Annotated in this window: 19 protein-coding genes; 11 read left to right on the forward strand and 8 right to left on the reverse strand. The window is 69.9% G+C overall.

The window, feature by feature from the left end:
• Window positions 1-13 precede the first annotated feature (13 nt).
• Window positions 14-343, reverse strand: coding sequence for a hypothetical protein (locus tag ABT130_RS26050; RefSeq protein WP_350925687.1), 330 nt, complete (start codon window positions 341-343; stop codon window positions 14-16).
• A 79-nt stretch (window positions 344-422) separates the two neighbouring features.
• On the opposite strand from ABT130_RS26050, the gene ABT130_RS26055 reads away from it, so the two are divergent.
• Complete coding sequence (locus ABT130_RS26055) at window positions 423-848, forward strand: hypothetical protein (protein WP_350959487.1); 426 nt, start codon at window positions 423-425, stop codon at window positions 846-848.
• A 267-nt stretch (window positions 849-1,115) separates the two neighbouring features.
• Here the strand turns inward: ABT130_RS26055 and ABT130_RS26060 are convergent, their stop codons facing one another.
• Genes ABT130_RS26060 through ABT130_RS26070 form a run of 3 tightly spaced genes read right to left on the reverse strand, consistent with a single transcriptional unit; the run spans window position 1,116 to window position 2,998 of the window.
• Window positions 1,116-1,313, reverse strand: a complete 198-nt coding sequence (locus tag ABT130_RS26060) for a hypothetical protein (RefSeq protein ID WP_350959490.1) — start codon at window positions 1,311-1,313, stop codon at window positions 1,116-1,118.
• A gap of 9 nt (window positions 1,314-1,322) precedes the next feature.
• Complete coding sequence (locus ABT130_RS26065; RefSeq protein WP_350959493.1) at window positions 1,323-1,772, reverse strand: DUF3237 domain-containing protein; 450 nt, start codon at window positions 1,770-1,772, stop codon at window positions 1,323-1,325.
• Entirely contained in the window at window positions 1,769-2,998 is a 1,230-nt protein-coding gene (locus tag ABT130_RS26070) for a flavin-dependent oxidoreductase (RefSeq protein ID WP_350959496.1), read from the reverse strand. Before ABT130_RS26070 ends, ABT130_RS26065 begins: the two co-directional genes overlap by 4 nt.
• 72 nt (window positions 2,999-3,070) lie before the next feature.
• On the opposite strand from ABT130_RS26070, the gene ABT130_RS26075 reads away from it, so the two are divergent.
• The gene (locus ABT130_RS26075; RefSeq protein WP_350925697.1) at window positions 3,071-3,574 is read left to right on the forward strand and encodes a MarR family winged helix-turn-helix transcriptional regulator; all 504 of its coding nucleotides are present in this window, start codon (window positions 3,071-3,073) and stop codon (window positions 3,572-3,574) included.
• A gap of 114 nt (window positions 3,575-3,688) precedes the next feature.
• Here ABT130_RS26075 and ABT130_RS26080 read toward each other — a convergent pair whose 3' ends face one another.
• The gene (locus ABT130_RS26080) at window positions 3,689-5,422 is read right to left on the reverse strand and encodes a pyruvate dehydrogenase (RefSeq protein ID WP_350925699.1); all 1,734 of its coding nucleotides are present in this window, start codon (window positions 5,420-5,422) and stop codon (window positions 3,689-3,691) included.
• Window positions 5,423-5,690: 268 nt separating this feature from the next.
• Between ABT130_RS26080 and ABT130_RS26085 the strand changes: the two genes are divergently transcribed.
• The 5 genes from ABT130_RS26085 to ABT130_RS26105 all read left to right on the forward strand — a co-directional run bounded on the left by ABT130_RS26085 (window position 5,691) and on the right by ABT130_RS26105 (window position 10,626).
• Entirely contained in the window at window positions 5,691-6,503 is an 813-nt protein-coding gene (locus ABT130_RS26085) for a class I SAM-dependent methyltransferase (protein WP_350959499.1), read from the forward strand.
• 429 nt (window positions 6,504-6,932) lie between these two features.
• Window positions 6,933-9,284, forward strand: a complete 2,352-nt coding sequence (locus ABT130_RS26090; RefSeq protein WP_350959502.1) for a sensor histidine kinase — start codon at window positions 6,933-6,935, stop codon at window positions 9,282-9,284.
• The gene (locus ABT130_RS26095; protein WP_030905472.1) at window positions 9,265-9,690 is read left to right on the forward strand and encodes a roadblock/LC7 domain-containing protein; all 426 of its coding nucleotides are present in this window, start codon (window positions 9,265-9,267) and stop codon (window positions 9,688-9,690) included. The genes ABT130_RS26090 and ABT130_RS26095 overlap by 20 nt, the downstream gene beginning before the upstream one ends.
• A 20-nt stretch (window positions 9,691-9,710) precedes the next feature.
• Window positions 9,711-10,037 (forward strand): DUF742 domain-containing protein, encoded by a 327-nt coding sequence (locus tag ABT130_RS26100; RefSeq protein WP_350925707.1) that lies wholly within the window; start codon window positions 9,711-9,713, stop codon window positions 10,035-10,037.
• Window positions 10,018-10,626 carry a GTP-binding protein gene (locus tag ABT130_RS26105; RefSeq protein WP_350959506.1) on the forward strand — a complete coding sequence of 203 codons (609 nt, stop codon included), beginning with the start codon at window positions 10,018-10,020 and terminating at the stop codon, window positions 10,624-10,626. Before ABT130_RS26100 ends, ABT130_RS26105 begins: the two co-directional genes overlap by 20 nt.
• Before the next feature lie 3 nt (window positions 10,627-10,629).
• Here ABT130_RS26105 and ABT130_RS26110 read toward each other — a convergent pair whose 3' ends face one another.
• Window positions 10,630-11,340 carry a TetR/AcrR family transcriptional regulator gene (locus ABT130_RS26110; RefSeq protein ID WP_350959509.1) on the reverse strand — a complete coding sequence of 237 codons (711 nt, stop codon included), beginning with the start codon at window positions 11,338-11,340 and terminating at the stop codon, window positions 10,630-10,632.
• Between the two features lie 154 nt (window positions 11,341-11,494).
• Between ABT130_RS26110 and ABT130_RS26115 the strand changes: the two genes are divergently transcribed.
• The 3 genes from ABT130_RS26115 (at window position 11,495) to ABT130_RS26125 (ending at window position 14,298) form a co-directional block, all read left to right on the forward strand.
• Entirely contained in the window at window positions 11,495-12,730 is a 1,236-nt protein-coding gene (locus ABT130_RS26115; protein ID WP_350959512.1) for an acyl-CoA dehydrogenase family protein, read from the forward strand.
• On the forward strand, window positions 12,727-13,575 hold the full coding sequence (locus ABT130_RS26120) for an SDR family NAD(P)-dependent oxidoreductase (RefSeq protein ID WP_350925715.1): 849 nt from the start codon (window positions 12,727-12,729) through the stop codon (window positions 13,573-13,575). The genes ABT130_RS26115 and ABT130_RS26120 overlap by 4 nt, the downstream gene beginning before the upstream one ends.
• A gap of 135 nt (window positions 13,576-13,710) precedes the next feature.
• A complete protein-coding gene (locus ABT130_RS26125; RefSeq protein ID WP_350959515.1) occupies window positions 13,711-14,298 on the forward strand; it encodes a DsbA family protein in 588 nt (195 codons plus the stop codon).
• A 70-nt stretch (window positions 14,299-14,368) separates the two neighbouring features.
• On the opposite strand, the gene ABT130_RS26130 is transcribed toward ABT130_RS26125, so the two are convergent.
• Entirely contained in the window at window positions 14,369-14,593 is a 225-nt protein-coding gene (locus tag ABT130_RS26130; RefSeq protein WP_451935333.1) for a ferredoxin, read from the reverse strand.
• Window positions 14,587-15,786 carry a cytochrome P450 gene (locus ABT130_RS26135; protein WP_350959518.1) on the reverse strand — a complete coding sequence of 400 codons (1,200 nt, stop codon included), beginning with the start codon at window positions 15,784-15,786 and terminating at the stop codon, window positions 14,587-14,589. The genes ABT130_RS26130 and ABT130_RS26135 overlap by 7 nt, the downstream gene beginning before the upstream one ends.
• A gap of 105 nt (window positions 15,787-15,891) precedes the next feature.
• On the opposite strand from ABT130_RS26135, the gene ABT130_RS26140 reads away from it, so the two are divergent.
• Window positions 15,892-16,512 (forward strand): TetR/AcrR family transcriptional regulator, encoded by a 621-nt coding sequence (locus ABT130_RS26140; protein ID WP_350959521.1) that lies wholly within the window; start codon window positions 15,892-15,894, stop codon window positions 16,510-16,512.
• Window positions 16,513-16,706 lie beyond the last annotated feature (194 nt).

Raw genomic sequence — 16,706 nt, forward strand, 5'->3', positions numbered from 1 at the left:
CGGCGGGGGATGCTCAGCGGTCGCCCGGCTTGCGTCCCCCGAACATCGGGCGCCTGGTCTCCCAGTATCTCCAGCCCTCCACCCGCGCGGGGATGTTGGCTATGCCGGCGGTGACCTTGCGTACGCGGCAGTTGTAGACCCGGCGCCACGCCGTGAAACTCACCCGGTATCCGAAGACGCGGTACCACAGGTTTCCGTACATGCCGTCGCTGATTTCCCGGGTGTACTCGTGTCCGGTCTCGACGATGTACTCGTCCGCGAGCAGCGGGCTCACAAAGTTTCGCAGCTGGCGGATCAGTTTACCCGTTTCGATCTCGCTGATCTTTTCTCTTTCTAGTTCCATCTCGGCGTACACACGGTGTTGCCGGGTGACCGACGCCGCCATTGTGCCGCCGGGACCGTCGATGAACCGGGTACGGGGAATGAAGAAATTCTTTGGCCGGAAGGAACGGAACCTGAAGAAGGACCTCGGCCTGCACTTCCTGCGTGCCTGTTCCGCGAGCGAGGGGTGGGAGCCGCCGGAATCGGTGGCGGAGGGGGGTTCGGTGCTGACCGAGGCGATGGGTGAGGTCGGGTCGGGCGGCGGCTCGACGAGCGCGGACGAGGTGGTGGACGAGGTGGTGATCGAAGAGGGCTCAGCGCCGGTCGAGGTGGCGGTCGAGGCGGTGGGCGGGGTGGTGGGCGAGGTCGGGGCGGGTGGTGGGACGTTGGGCGCGGACGCGGCCGCGGGTGTGGAAACGGTGACGGCGAGGGCCATGGAGAGGGAGCCGGCCAAGGACAGTACGGCCGTCCCCTTCATTGACCGACGTCCCCTGTGCCGGTTGCGCGGAACCATCGGGTTTGTTTGAGGTTCGGGGGTGGACACGGAGACCTCACTCCCTTCCACGCGCGATCCACGATCGATCCGCTGGTCGGAATGTGGCCTCTGCCGCTATATGGAACCACTCAGCGCGACATTGACGATGCTTACAGCCGGGATTCGCCGCCACGCGGTGCCACGCCGACCCCCACCCCACCGAACAGGGCAAGAACGAGTGAAAAGGCGTTCATGCCGCCCGCCCGAGTGCCGCCCCGTTTTTCCGCGCCCCCGTTTCCCGGCGCCGTCGTGACGGGCCTCAGCGGGGAACGATCGGCAAGGTGATGAAGGAGTCGGGGAAGACGGTCTGGTGCTGGACGACGAACTCGTCCAGCACCGATTCCGCGGGAAGTTGGAACTGCGGTAGACGTCGCCGCGCAGGATCGTGCCGTCGCGCATGGGAACGGGGGGCGTGCTCGGCGACGAGGGGGAGCGCCGCGCGGTCGAGTTTCGCCATGGGGGCTTCTCAGGTCAGGGTGTAGGCGTCGTAGCGGACGGCATCGGCGGTGCGGGACGCCGAGGCCACGGCCAGGGTGCGGTTGAGCCACAGGTACCGTTCGTCGCCGGTCTCGAAGCGGCAGAACAGCCGGAAGTAGTACTCGCCAGGGGCGACGGGCTCGCCCCGAGACAGGCGTTCCAGGACGGGGGGAGGGCCGTGCCGCACCCCGCTGGTGGAGATGAACAGGTGCGCGCCGTCGTGGGTGCGCAGCGTGTAGCGGGTGTCGATGCTGGCCATGCCGTCGGCGTGCAGGACCTGCCAGTCGGCGCCGCCGGGCAGCACGGTCCCGGAGAGGCGCGGCCCCTCGAACGACCCGCCCACGATGTTGATCACCCGGCGCCTGCCCCACTGGGAGGCGCCGAGGTCGAGGATCGGGTCGAGTTCCACGTGAAACACGGCGAGCGGTTCGAGGTTCACCGCGTCACGCTCCAGGACGGGCGCTCGTTCAGCGACACCGGGTCGAAGCCCGCCGTGCGCTTGTACGACGCGGCGATCTCGGTCCGCTCGGCGAGGGGGACGACCCGCTCGATGTCGTCGAAGCCGTCCGGGGCACGCTCGTGGGCGAGCCTCATCACCACCTCGGGGCCCATCTGCCGGTTGGACAGCTGCAGCGCGGTGGTCACCGGGCGGCGGGTCGCCTCGTAGGCGGCGAGGTCGCCGTGCGCGAGGGAGTGGGCGAGCACCCGGGCATCGATGATCGCCTGGGAGGCGCCGTTGGAGCCGATCGGGTACATGGCGTGGGCGGCGTCGCCCAGCAGGGTCACGTTGCCCGACGTCCAGTACGGCAGCGGGTCGCGGTCGACCATCGGGTACTCGTACGCCGCCTCGGCACCGGAGATGATCCCGGGCACGTCCAGCCAGTCGAACCGCCAGTCCGCGAAGTGCTCGACGATCCGCTGAGGATCCGCCGGGCGGTTCCAGTCGCCCCGGGCCGGGGCCTCGCCGTCCAGCGGGCGTTCGGCGATCCAGTTGATCAGTGTCCGCTCGCCCGTCTCGATCGGATAGGCCACGAACTTCCGCGTGCCGTCCCCGGCCATGATCATGGATCGCCCGGTCAGGAACGGCTCGCCGTAGGTCGTGCCGCGCCACAGGACCAGCCCGTTCCAGGGCGGTGGTCCCTCGCCGGGGAACAGGTGCGCCCGGACCGCCGAGTGGATGCCGTCCGCGCCGACCAGCAGGTCGTCCGCCTCGATCCGCAGGTCGCCCGTCCCGATCCGCAGGCCGTCCGCGCCGGACCCGGGGCGCGGGCCGGTGGAGACGACGCGGCTGCCGGTCCGCACGGCCTGCGCGCCGAGGCGCTCGATCACGGCCTCCAGCAGGAGCATCTGCAGGCGTCCGCGGTGGATCGAGTACTGCGGCCAGCCGTATCCCGCGCCCAGGCCCCTGGGCTCCGACCAGATCGGCGTGCCGTACCGGTTGAAGTAGGCCAGCTCCCCGGTGGCCACCCCGATCTCGGCCAGCCGCTCCGCGAGGCCGAGCTCGGTGAGCTCGCGCACGGCGTGCGGCAGCAGGTTGATGCCCACGCCCAGCGGGCGGATCTCCCCGGCGGCCTCGCACACGACCACGTCCTCGAAGCCGGCGGCGTGCAGGCTGAGCGCTGTCGCCAGCCCGCCGATGCCGCCTCCGGCGATGACCACTCGCACAGATGCCTCCCGTAGATTGTTATGGCCGTAACAATATTCACGGCGGACCTCTCGTTGCGCAAGACTTGGCCGATGGACAGAGCAGACCTTCGGTACGCCGCCTACGCGCGTGAGCGCCTGGCGGCCATGCCGCCCCCGGCCGACGCCGAGGCCTTCGCGCTGGCCTACAACCTGCTCCAGCTGGCCTACCTGCTCGTCACGGACCTGGAGACGCGCATCCACCGCCCGCGAGGCGGGACCCTTCCCGGTTTCCGCCTGATGTTCAAACTCTGGCTGCTCGGCCCCACCCAGCCCGCCAGGCTCGCGGAGATCTCCGCCACGTCCCGCTCCGCGGTGACCAACGCGGTCAACACCCTTGAGCGGGACGGCCTGGTCGAGCGCCGCCCGCTCCCCGAGGACAGGCGGGCCGTGGTGGTCGGCCTCACCCCGGCGGGCGAGGCGGCGGTCCGTGAGATCTTCGCCGAGCAGACGAGCAGGGAACAGGAGTGGTTCTCCTGTCTGCGGGCCGATGAGCGCGAGAACCTCACGGACCTTCTCGGCCGGGTCCTCGCCGCCCGGCCAGGGGACGCTCCCTGATCAGAGCCGGCTGAGCAGAGTCGACACGGGGTCGACACGGGGTCGACACGGGGTCGACACGGGCCGGCCCGGGTGCCGGCGGCCGCTCGGTCCACAGGGCGGGCGCCGCCCGGCTCAGGGGCGCGGGATGCTCCGCAGATTCGCCTTCGCCATGTCGACCATGCGCCCGACCCCGCCGGTGAGCACGATCTTGCCCGCGGCCAGGGCGAACCCCTTCACCTGCTCGGGGGTGATGCGCGGTGGCATGGCCAGCACGTCGGGGTCGGTGACCACGTCCAGCAGGAAGGGCCCGGGGGTCGCGAAGGCGCGGGCCAGGGCCTCCCGTACGTCCGCGGGGTCCTCCACCCGCAACGATTCGATGCCGGCCGCGGCGGCGATCGCCGCGTAGTCGACGGGAGCGTGGTCGGTGCCGAAGTCGGGCAACCCGTCCACCATCATCTCCAGCTTCACCATGCCGAGCGAGGAGTTGTTGAACACCACCGTCTTCACCGGCAGGTCGTGCAGCCGGACCGTGAGCAGCTCCCCGAGGAGCATGCCGAGCCCGCCGTCCCCCGACAGCGAGACGACCTGCCGCCGGCGGTCGGTGAACTGGGCGCCGATGGCGTGCGGGAGCGCGTTGGCCATGCTCCCGTGCACGAACGAGCCGATGATGCGACGGCGGCCGTTGGGACTGAGATAGCGGGCGGCCCAGACGTTGCACATCCCGGTGTCCACCGTGAACACCGCGTCGTCGTCGGCGAGCTCGTCCATCAGGTTCGCGACGTACTCGGGGTGGATCGGGCGGTGATGCTCGATGTCGTGCGTGTACGCCTCCACCACGTTCTCCAGCGCCTTCAGGTGCCTGGCCAGCATCCTGTCGAGCTGGCGGCGGTCCGTCTTCTGCGTGACGTGCGGCAGCACCGCGCGGATCGTCGCGCCGACATCGCCGTGTACGGCCAGCTCCAGCGGGGTCCTGCGGCCCAGCCGTGCCGGGTCGTGGTCGATCTGGACCGTGCGCGCCCCCGGCAGGAAGTCGTCGTAGGGGAAGTCGGTCCCCGCCAGTACCACCAGGTCCGCCTCGCGCATCGCGTCGTAGCAGGCGCCGTAGCCGAGCAGCCCGCTCATCCCCACGTCGTAGGGGTTGTCGTACTGGATCCATTCCTTGCCGCGCAGCGCGTGCCCGACCGGTGCCAGGGTGCGCCCGGCCAGCCCCATGACCTCCTCGCGGGCGTGGCGCGTCCCGGCGCCGCAGAACAGCATCACCTTCTCGGCGCGGTTCAGCGCCTCGGCCAGCTCGGCCACCTGGTCGGCGGGCGGCACGACCGTGCCGGTCCGGGTCAGGAAGTCGTGCTCACCGGTGGCGCGGGCGGTGGACATGCTCGCCACGTCACCGGGGAGCACCACCACCGAGACGCCGCCGAGGCCGATCGCCTGCTGTACCGCGATGCGCAGCACCCGGGGCATCTGCTCGGGCGTGCCGACCATGTCGCAGAAGTGGCTGCACTCCACGAAGAGACGCCCCGGATGGGTCTCCTGGAAGAAGCCGGTGCCGATCTGAGTGGAGGGGATGTGCGAGGCCAGCGCGAGCACGGGGGCGCCGCTGCGGTGGGCGTCGTAGAGCCCCTGGATCAGGTGGGTGTTGCCGGGGCCGCAGCTGCCCGCGCAGGCCGCCAGGCGCCCGGTGACCTGTGCCTCGGCCGCGGCGGCGAACGCCCCCGCCTCCTCGTTGCGTACGTGGACCCACTCGATGTGGCCGGACTTCCTGACCGCGTCGACCACCGGGTTCAGGCTGTCGCCCACCACCCCGTAGATCCTTTCCACCCCGGCCTGGCGGAGAACCTCGATGAACTGCTCGGCGACGGTCGCCATGGTGCCCCCTCGTGTATGGCGTCATCGGTGTACCTCACCGCATTTCGCCGCGTCATTCCCCGGGGAGGCGTTCGACCGGCCGCACGGTGTGTCGCTCGGCGGCGGGACCGCTGTTTGCTTACCGAGCAAAAGGCTCATGTTCGGACATGATGTGGCGTGGGGGATACGTTCTTTAGGGAGAGGGGGTACGTCCTGCCGAAAGCCTGTCACTTTCCGTGGCGCGCCGCTTACCATGCGACGGAGGTCACCCACTCTCGGAAGGCTCCATATGACCGGGCAGAACTCCGCGACCGCGTCTGACTACGTGTTCGACAACGACGGGGATCACTCGTCCGACCAGCACCGCTACCTCGCCCAGCTCCTTGACCCGCTGACCTTCGAGCGCCTCGCCCTGACCGGCGTCGGAGCCGGCTGGAACTGCCTGGAGGTCGGGGCCGGCGGGGGCAGCGTGGCGCTCTGGCTGGCCGAGCGGGTGGCGCCCGACGGGCGTGTGCTGGCGACCGACATCAAACCCGGTCTGATCCCGTCCAGGCCGGGGCTGACCGTCGTCCGCCACGACGTCGTCGCCGACCCGCTGCCGGTGGACGCGTTCGACCTGATCCACGCCCGGCTCGTGCTTAGCCACCTGCCCCAGCGCCGCCAGGTGCTGCGGCGCCTGCGCGCCGCGCTGCGGCCCGGCGGCTGGCTGCAGATCGACGAGATCGACATCACCCGCTGGGTGGCGCCGCCCACCCTCGGCGGGCGGGGGGGAGAGCTGTACGGGGCCTACATCGCCGCGATGACCCGGGTGCTGGGCGCCGCGGGCAGCGATCCGACCTGGGGTGGTTCCGCCGCGCGGGAGATGGCCGGGGCGGGCCTGGTCGATGTCGACCCGGTGCGCTGGACCGAGGTATGGGAGCGCGGCTCCGCCGGGCTCGGTCTCCTGATCAGCAACAGTCACCACCTGGAGGAGCGCCTGGCGGAGGCGGGGATGACCGCACGGCAACTCCGGGAGGTCCGCGAGGTCATGTCGGCCCCGGGGTTCAGCGCGCCCTCCTTCGAGATCCACTCCATCCTCGCCCGCAGGGCCTGCGACGGCTGAGGGCGAGAGCCGGCCCGAAAGGCGCGCCCCGAGACGGTTCGCGGGACGCGGCCGTCTGATTTTCGGGTGTTCACCGACGTCACGCTCGGTGACCGGGCGTCAGGGGCGATGCCCTGCCACCGGGTGCTCGGGCGTCGGCAGGCGGTAACGGAATGCTCTCGATCCGTGGCGGCGGAGACGGCGGTTTCGCGCGCCCGCACCCATGCTGAACTGCATGATCGTCTGGAGCCCCGGCCCTCGCCGGTGAGCAGTCTCGTGACCTGTCGCGAACATTGAGATTCAATCTTCGCTCTGCGGCTTGAAGCTACATATGTCCCATGGGCATAGTGTTTCGAATCACACACGCACCAGTCGCGGCGTGCGACCGTGGGGCTCTCCGAGCCCGGCGGCTGTCGGCCACGCGCAGGAACCGCGGATTGGACAAGACGAATGAGTTCCGCCCCTCCGATCCGCTCGAAGATTCTTAAGATCCTCGTCATTCCTGTGCTCTCGCTGATCGCCCTCTGGATGGTCATCGCCTACACGGCGGTCTCACAGATCGCCGGCATCTCCCAGACGCAGACCCGCTGGCAGGTGACCGGGGCGCCGATCCAGGAGATGATCGTCGAGATCCAGCGCGAGCGCCAGCTCTCCGCCGACGCGGCCGGGGCCACCGCACAGAACAAGTCGCTCTCCGAACAGCGGCGAGCCACCAACCGCATGGTGGATCGGGTACGTCAGGCGATCTCGTCCGCCGAGGGCTACGAGCCGGAGAACGCTCCGACCGACATGCGGATCCTGAAGTCGGCCATGGACGGGCTCGTTCTGGTGCGCGCCTCCGCCGACAACGGCTCGATGAGCGCGATCCAGGTGACCGACGCCTACAACGCCTTCATCAGCGCCGCCAACAAGCAGTTCGGCGACTCGACGGTGCTCGCCGACGTGTCGTCCTTCCGCATCATCCGCGGCATGACCGCCTACAGTGCCACCGCCGAGTACCTGGGCAGGGAGCAGGCCGTACTCGCCCCGGTGCTGAAGCGCGGCACGATGACGCACGCCGAGCAGGCGGCCTTCGTCGCGGCGGTGACCAGCCGGAGGCACTTCCTGGCCAACGCGGAGCTGGACATGAGTCCCGAACTGCAGGCGCGCCACCGGCAGGTCGCCGGGGACGCCGTCCACCAGCGGCTGCTGGCCGCCGAGAACAAGATCTTCGCATGGGACCTCAAGGGGAAGCCGCCGCTGGACGCCGCCGAGTGGAAGCGGGACTCCGGGACGGTGCTGAGCACGGTCAACCAGCACACCCAGGAGGAACTGGCCCGCGCCACGATCAAGGGCGACGAACTCAGGAGTTCGGCGTTCCTGCGCATCGGGCTGGTCCTGGGCCTGGGCCTGCTCGCGATCATCGTCTCGATCGTGTTCTCCTACCGGTTCGGCCGCTCCCTGGTCGATGAGCTGAAGCGACTCCAGGCCTCGGCCGTGGAACTGGCGGAAGAGCGGCTGCCGCGACTGGTCGAGCGGCTGCGCAGGGGCGAGGACGTGGACCCGGCGGCCGAGGCTCCCGAATTGGATCGCGCCAACACCGCCGAGGTCGACCGGGTCGTGCACGCGTTCTCCGCGGTGCAGCGCACCGCGGTGGAGGCCGCGGTCGGCCAGGCCACCCTCCGCAAGGGCGTCAGCCAGGTCTTCCTGAACCTCGCCTGGCGCAACCAGGCGCTGCTCCACCGCCAGCTCACGCTCCTGGACACGATGGAGCGCCGCGTCGAGGAGCCGGAGACCCTGGAGGATCTCTTCAAGCTCGACCACCTGACCACCCGCATGCGGCGGCACGCGGAGAACCTGATCATCCTGTCCGAGGCGGCCCCCGCCCGCAGATGGCGCGACCCGGTGCCGATCTTCGACGTGGTGCGCAGCGCCGTGCTCGAGGTCGAGGACTACACCCGCGTCACGGTCCTGCCCATGCCGCAGGCGCCGCTGCTGGTGGGCGCCGCGGTCACCGACGTGATCCACCTGATCGCCGAGCTGGTGGAGAACGCCACGGTCTTCTCGCCGCCGAACACGGTGGTCCACGTACGGAGCATGGTGGCTGCCAACGGCTTCGCGCTGGAGGTCGAGGACCGGGGTCTGGGGCTGAACCAGGCCACCCTCGACGAGCTCAACGCCAAGCTAGCCGACCCGCCGGAGTTCGACCTGGCCGACAGCGACAGGCTCGGCCTGTTCGTCGTCGCCAGGCTCGCGGCCCGGCACGGGATCAAGGTCGTGCTGCGGCCCTCGCCGTACGACGGCACCACCGCGATCGTGCTGCTGCCGCAGAGTCTCCTCGCCACCTGCGAGGCACTGACCGCCGAGGACGTCCCCCGGGTACGCCGGGTGGGCGCCCATCCGGGCGGGCCGGTGCGGGCGCTGGCCGCGGCCCCTGAGGTGCTGCCCGGGGCGTTCTACAGTTCGCAGGACCTGCCGGTGGCGCGCACTCCCGAGCCCTCGCCGGGATGGTTCCCCGCGCCACAGCAGCGGCAGGAGACCCCGGCCCCCTCGATGCCCGTGCGGCGGGCGGTGTCCGTACCGGACGTCGACGAGGACCTGGACGGGTTGCCGGTGCGGGTGCGGCAGGCCAGCCTGGCCCCCCAGCTCCGCCAGACGCGCTCACCTGAGCGGCGCGACGTTCCCGCGCGTACTCCCGAGGAGCTCTCAAACCTCATGTCGTCCATGCAACGAGGCTGGCAGCAGGGTCGCAGCCAGACCGAGCAGGACCAGGACGTGTGGAAGCGAAAGGATGGCCACTCCGATGCCCGACCCCAGATCTGAACTGAGCTGGCTGCTCGACGACCTGACCCAGCGGGTCCCCGGTATCCGGCACGCGATCGTGCTGTCCGCCGACGGCCTGGCGATGGGCGGCTCCCGGGAGCTGACCCGGGAGGACGCCGAGCACCTGTCCGCCATCTCCGCCGGGAGTCACAGCCTCGCGCTGGGCACCGGGCGGCACTTCGGCCTCGGCGGTGTGCGGCAGACCATCATCGAGATGGAGGGGGGCTTCCTGTTCGTCACCGCGGCGGGGCAGGGAGCCCGGTTGGCCGTGCTGGCCGCGGGCGATGCCGAACTCGGCATGGTGACCTACGAGATGGCGCTGTTGGTCAAGCGCGTCGGCGAGCACCTGTCCTCACAGCCGAGGGGAGCTGCCCCGGCGCCCGCCTGGAACGGTGCGAGATCGTGACGGGAGAGGATCCCGGGCCCTTGGTCAGGCTCTTCGGGGTGACCGGCGGTCGGGCGCGCCCGATCGGGGAGAGCTTCGACCTGGTGGCCATCGTCACGACCGTCGACATACCCCTCGAGCCGGTCGGGTTGATGCCCGAGCATCTCGACGTGCTGTCGGCGTGCCGCCGGCCCACCCCCGTGGCGGACGTGGCGGCGCACCTCAAGCTGCCGCTCAACATCACCCGCGTACTCCTCAGCGAACTGCGCCGCGAGGGCCTGGTCACCATCGACAAGCCCCGGCCGATGGGGAAGACGATCGACGAACGCATCTACAGGGAAGTGCTGCATGGAATACGCGGCCTCTGAGCCGGGCATGAGCCCGGTCGACAGCCCGGCGATGGCCATCAAGATCCTTGTCGCCGGCGGTTTCGGGGTCGGCAAGACGACCATGGTCGGTACGATCAGCGAGATCAGGCCCCTGCACACCGAGGAACTGCTGAGCGAGCGCGGTGTCGGCGTGGACGACGTCGCGGGCGTCGAGTCGAAGATCACCACGACCGTGGCGCTGGACTTCGGCCGGATCACCATCCGTGACGGGCTCTGGCTCTACCTGTTCGGCACTCCGGGCCAGGACAGGTTCTGGTTCATGTGGGACGAGCTCTCCGTCGGCGCGCTCGGCGCGGTCGTGCTCGCCGACACCCGTCGTCTGCAGGACTGCTTCCCCGCCGTGGACTACTTCGAGCAGCGCGGGCTCCCGTTCGTGGTGGCGGTCAACTGCTTCGACGGCGCGCGGCGGCACGACCCGATCAAGATACGGAGGGCGCTGGGGCTGGACGGGGTGGCCCCGATCATCCTCTGTGACGTGCGCAGGCGCGAGTCGGTCAAGGAGGTACTGACCACGCTGGTCACCTACTCGGCGGGAGGCGCCTTCCAGGCGGCTCACGCGGGCGCCTGACGGTCACCGTTCGCCTTCGAGGCCGCCGGAGTCCGGTGCACGGTGCTCCGTGCCCCGCAGCCTGTCGCGTTCTCCCAGCAGGCGAGCGGTCTCTGCGGAGACCTCGGTGGCCAGCACGGCCGACACGACGTCGATCAGGTGGCTGGTGAAGAGCCGGTCGTCCTTGCCCTCGGGGCCCGCGGCGCGGCGGGCGAGCTCCACGTAGGTCACCCGGATGGCCATGAAACGCTGGTGCAGCCGGCGCAGCGCGACCTCGGAGAGCAGCGGGGCCACCAGTTCGCGCCACCGGTTGATGCTCTGCTGAGGATCGGCCTGCATGCTCCGCAGGGCGGGGAGGTCGCCGCGCTGGACGAGCTGCTCCATGATCCGTAGATATGACCGGCCGCCGTCGGGGTCGGCCAGCTTGGCGGCCATCGGCCGCACCAGCGCGGCGGCGAGGGCGCGGCGGGCCTCGGCCTCCGGAAGGCTCCCCCTGGACTCGTACTCGTCGAGCAGCTGGTGGCGGCGGGCCTCGATCTCGGGATGGTGCTTGGCGAGCACCGCGTTCAGCAGTCCCGCCCGATCCCCGAAGTGGTACTGGAGCGCCGTCGAGTTGCGTTGCCCGGCGGCACTGTTGATCTCGCGGAGTGACACGCCGTCGATTCCCCGCTCGGCGAACAGCCGCTCGGCCGCCGCCACCAGGCGCCTGCCGGTCGCTTCCGGGTTAGGGGGCATGCGCGCTCCTGCCTTGCCGGTGGATCTGTCGATCGTTAAGGTAATAATGCATCTGTCTGAAATCATCAAGCAGTCGCCTCAAAGCAGCGACACACGGCAAGGATAGAAGGCGTTCCCTTCCGACCTGCCGGTCTGAAGGTAAGGGGAGGACCCCATGGCCATTGATTTCACCCTCGCCCCCGAGCACGAGGAGATCCGTCGCCGGGTACGGGCCTTCGTCCAGGAGACCATCATCCCGGCCGTCAGCGGCTTCGACGACGAGGAGAAGGCGACCACCCGCGACGAGTACATCCGGGTCATCTTCGAGCTGCGCGAGAAGGCGCGGGCCGAGGGGCTGTGGCTGCCGCACATGCCCAAGGAGTGGGGCGGTATGGGCCTCGGCCACGTCGAACTCGCCATGGTGCAGTCCGAGGCCGCCAAGACCCGGCTCGGACCCTGGGTCCTCAACTGCGCGGCGCCCGACGAGGGCAACATGCACACGCTGCTGCACTGGGCGACCGACGAGCAGAAGGAGAAGTACCTCAAACCACTGCTCAAGGGCCACAAGATGTCATGCTTCGCGATGACCGAGCCGGAGGTGGCCGGTTCCGATCCCACGCTCATCCGCACCCACGCCGTCAGGGACGGCGACGAGTGGGTCATCAACGGCCACAAGTGGTTCATCTCCAACGCCCGCCGTTCGAGCTTCGCTATCCTCATCGCCAAGACCGAGCTCGACGTGCCCGAGGGCTCGCGCGGCGGCAACACGGCCTTCCTCATCGACCTCCCGCAGCAGGGGTGGAACGACGTCCGCGAGGTCGAGACGATGCACGGCTCCACCGGCCACAGCGAGATCGTCATCACCGACCTGCGGGTGCACGACGGCCAGATCCTCGGCGGGCGCGGCAACGGCCACCGGCTCGGCCAGTACCGCCTGGGCCCGGCGCGGCTGGCGCACTGCATGCGCTGGATCTCCCAGGCCGAGACGGCGCTGGACATGATGGTCGACCGCGCGCTCAACCGCTACAGCCACGGATCGCTGCTGGCCGAGAAGCAGGGCATCCAGTGGCTGATCGCCGACTCGGCGATGGAGCTCTACCAGTGCAAGCTGATGGTCCTGCACGCCGCCTCGAAGATCGACAAGGGTGAGGACTTCCGCACCGAGGTCTCGATGGCGAAGCACTTCGTGGCCAACAGCCTCAACCGGATCGTCGACCGGGCGATCCAGGTGCACGGCGCGCTCGGCTACTCGACCGACACCCCGCTGGCCAACATGCTCCAGCACGCCCGCTGGGCCCGCTTCGCGGACGGTGCCGACGAGATCCACCAGATGCGCATCGCCGAGCGTACGATCGCGGCGTACCAGAGCACGGGTTCGACCAACGCCGCGACCGGAGGGCTGCCACTTTGACCACGGAGAAGACGGGTACCGGCGGCTGGTTCGCCGCCGGCGGCGGGCTGCTCAGCGGGCTGGGGACCGAGAGCCCGGCCGAGGCGTTCAACGTGGTCCGCAGTGACCGGCTGGAGGGCAGGGTCGCCCTGGTCACCGGCGGCGGCAACGGCATCGGCGCGGGCGTGGCCCGGCGGCTGGCCGAGGGCGGGGCCCGCCTCGTCCTCGCCGACGTCGACGACGCCGCGGGCGAGAAGCTCGCCGACGAGCTGGACGCGACCTATGTCCACTGCGACGTGTCCCGGCTGGAGGACAACGAGGCGGCGGTGGCGACCGCGGTCGAGCGGTACGGCAGGCTCGACCTCGCCTTCCTCAACGCGGGCATCACCTCGGGCTGCGGGCTGGGCGAGGACTTCGACGTCCGGCGCTACCGCCTGGCGATGGGGGTCAACCTCGACGGTGTCGTCTTCGGGGCGCACGCCGCGATCCCGGCGCTGCTGGCGGCGGGCGGCGGCACGATCGTGGCGACCGCCAGCATGGCGGGCATCGTCGGCATCCCCTCGGATCCCATCTACGCCGCCAACAAGCACGCCGTCGTCGGGCTGGTCCGCTCGCTCGGCCAGGATCTCCAGCCGCGGGGGATCAGGGTGCAGGGGCTCTGCCCCTCCTTCGCCGACACCGCGATCCTCGGCGAGGGCAGGGAGATGCTCCAGCAACTCGGCTTCCCGATCCTGGAGGTCTCGGCGGTCGTCGAGACGTTCGTCCAGCTGCTCGACAGCGAGGGCACCGGCGAGTGCTGGTTCGTGATCCCCGGCCGTGAGAGCCAGCCCTTCTCCTTCCGCCGCGCTCCGGGGCCGCGAGTCTGAGCGGGTGCGGTACGGGGTGTGGTTTGTCCGAATTTTGGTGGTTCATAGGCTCCGGTGGTCCGCCACGGGGTAGAGCACGAAAGGGGTTGGACCCGCGGGGGCCGCGACCCTCTTCCGCGTCGCGGGGAGGAACACATGACAGCTCGACCGCATCGGCCCACACGGCCGGCCAGGGTGCCCGCCGACGCCTCCACGGCGGGAGACGGTATCGCCGTGGGCTCGGGTCCGGTCATCGTGGACGTCTACATCGACTTCCTCTGCCCGTTCTGCAGGGCGTTCGAGGAGGCGGCGGGACCGGCGCTGGTAAGGCTGGTGGCGGACGGGGCGGTCAGCCTCGTCTACCATCCCATGGGCTTCCTGGACGAGCTCTCCACCGACCACTACTCCTCCCGCGCGTCCGCCTCCTCTGGTTGCGCCTCGGACCGGGGGAGGTTCGTCGAGTACGTCCATGCGCTCTTCACCGACCAGCCCCCGGAGGGAGGCCCGGGGCTCACCGACGACGAGCTGGTCGAGGTCGGCCGTCTCGCGGGGATCACCGATCCGGGGTTCGGCGGATGCGTGCGCGAGGGCGTCTATCTCGACTGGGCCGCCCACGTGACGGAGACGGCCATCGAGCGCGGAGTGAGCGCCACGCCGACGGTCCTCGTCCAGAACGCCCCGGTACCCGCCAACGCGCAGGCCATCCTCACCGCCGTGCTGGCCGTCGCCCGCTCGCGCCGGTGACCGGCGGGGGCCGGAGCCTCGGCCCCCGCCGTACATCGGGAAGTGCCGGAATCCCGGCGTCTCCGGTACGTCAGGCGGTGCCGGGATCCTCCTGCACCGAGATGGCGCCCGAGGGGCAGAGCCGCTCGGCCCGGCGGACGTCGGCGTGCAGCTCGGGCGGCGGTGACTCGTCGAGGAGCACGACGGTGCCGTCGTCCTCGCTCTGGTCGAACACCTCCGGCGCGGTGAGCACGCACATGCCCGCTCCGATGCACCGCGACGTGTCCGTGGTCACCTTCAGTGCGTTCTCTACCATCTGACCGGCAGCTCCCGTACGCCGTAGATGGACATGGTGTCGCGCATGCGGACCTCCTGCGCCGGTACGGCGAGTCGTAGATCGGGGAACCGATCGAACAGCATGGGAAACGCGGTGCGCATCTCCACGCGGGCGAGCTGCTGGCCGAGACACTGGTGCAACCCGTGCCCGAATGTCAGATGCCCACTCGCGGGGTGGGTGATGTCCAGACGGTCGGGGTCGGTGAAGCGCGCGGGATCGCGGTTGGCGGCCTGGATCGAGAGGGTCACCACCTCACCCGCCCTGATGAGTTCCCCGTCCACCTCGACGTCCTCCAGGGCGGCGCGGATCGGGCCGATGTGGATGATGCTGAGATAGCGCAGCAACTCCTCGACCGTGTTGTCGATCAGCGAGGGATCGGCGCGCAGCGCGGCGAGCTGGTCGGGGTGCTGCAGCAGGGCGAACGTGCCGAGCCCGAGCATGTTGGCGGTGGTCTCGTGCCCGGCGGCGAGCAGCAGGAACCCGATGTTGCCCAGTTCCTCGTCGGTCAGCTCACCGCCGGTGACGAGCCCGCTGAGCAGGTCGTCGGCCGGCTCGGCCCGTTTGAGCTCGATGAGCCGGGCGAAGAACGCGGCGACGCGGGCGACCGCCGCGCGGATGTCCTCGACGGCGGACTCCAGGTTCAGCAGCACCGCGGTGGCCTGCTGGAACTCCGCGCGATCGGAGTACGGGACACCGAGCAGCTCGCAGATCACCAGCGAGGGGATGGGCAGCGCGAACTCCCTGACCAGGTCCTGGGGAGGCCCGGCCTTCTCCATCGCGTCCAGCCGCTCCTCGGTGATCTCGTGGATCCTGGGCTCCAGCTGCTTCATCCGCCGCACGGTGAACTGCGCGGTGAGCAGCTTCCGGTAGCGGGTGTGGTCGGGCGGGTCCATCCGGATGAACATGCCGGGGTCGGCCGGGCGGCGCATCTCCTGCATCAGCGGGAAGGGCACCGGGACGTTCAGCAGCTCGCGCCGGGAGCTGAACCGGGGATCGGCCAGGATCGACCGCACCGCGGGGTAGGAGGTCACGAGCCAGCCGACCCGGCCGTCGGGATAGGTCATCGGTGTGACGGGCCGTTCCTCGCGCAGCGAGGCAAGACGCTCGGGTGGGGTGAAGGGGTCGGGGCGTCCGAAGGGAAAGGTGATCGCCTCCGCGTGGGACTCTGTCATCCGTTGCTCCTATGCAGAGATGCAGCTGGTCTCCATCCAGAAAACTACATCAAATGCAAAGTTACAATAGGTGCAGAGTATGGTGCTGTGCAGTAAGATGTCCGTATGAGTGAGGTTCTGGGACTGCGTGAGCGTAAGAAGCTGCGCACCCGGCACGCTCTCATCGCCGCGGCGATCGAGCTCTTCGTCGAGAAGGGCTACGAGCAGACGACCGTCTCGGAGATCGCCACGGCGGCCGACGTCTCGACCCGCACCTTCTTCAGCTACTTCGCGAGCAAGGAGGACGTGGTCTTCCACAACTCGCGAGACGGCATCGACCGCGCCCTGCGGGTGATCGCCGAGCGCGGTCCCGGAGACCGGGCGGTCGACCTGCTGAGTCGCGCCATCACCTCGGGGTTCGCCGCGCTCGCCGTCGACGACCAGCTCACCCGTGAGATAGCGCCCATCAACCACCTCATCATGACCGTCCCCTCGCTCAGGGCACGTGGCCTGCTGCTCCTCTTCGACAGCCAGCAGGAGCTCGCCGAGGCCCTGCACCGGGCCTGTTCCGACGAGCTGAACCTGGCCGAGGCGTCGGCGGCCGTGGGCGCGGTGATCGGCGGGGCCAAGCTCGCCGCCTTCGTCAGCATGCGGCACGGCGCCTCCCCCGAGGAGATGCTGGAAGCCGGCCGCCAGGCCACCGAGTTCACCCTCGCCGGCCTGCGCGCCACCTTCACGCCGCCCTGAACCTGCCCGCCGGGATGAATACGCGGGCGCTCGATCCTGTCGGTCCGCAGTTCACAGCCGAGCAGGAACATGAAGACGACGAGACCGAACTCCCTTCGGGGTCGTGCCCATCGGTCGGGTCAGGAGGCCGGCACCGGTCGCGATCTCCCGGCCGAGAACGTCCCCATGCCGTACAGCAGCGGGTTTCCAGGACT

The organism is Streptosporangium sp. NPDC001681 (assembly GCF_040298085.1).
Lineage (GTDB): Bacteria > Actinomycetota > Actinomycetes > Streptosporangiales > Streptosporangiaceae > Streptosporangium.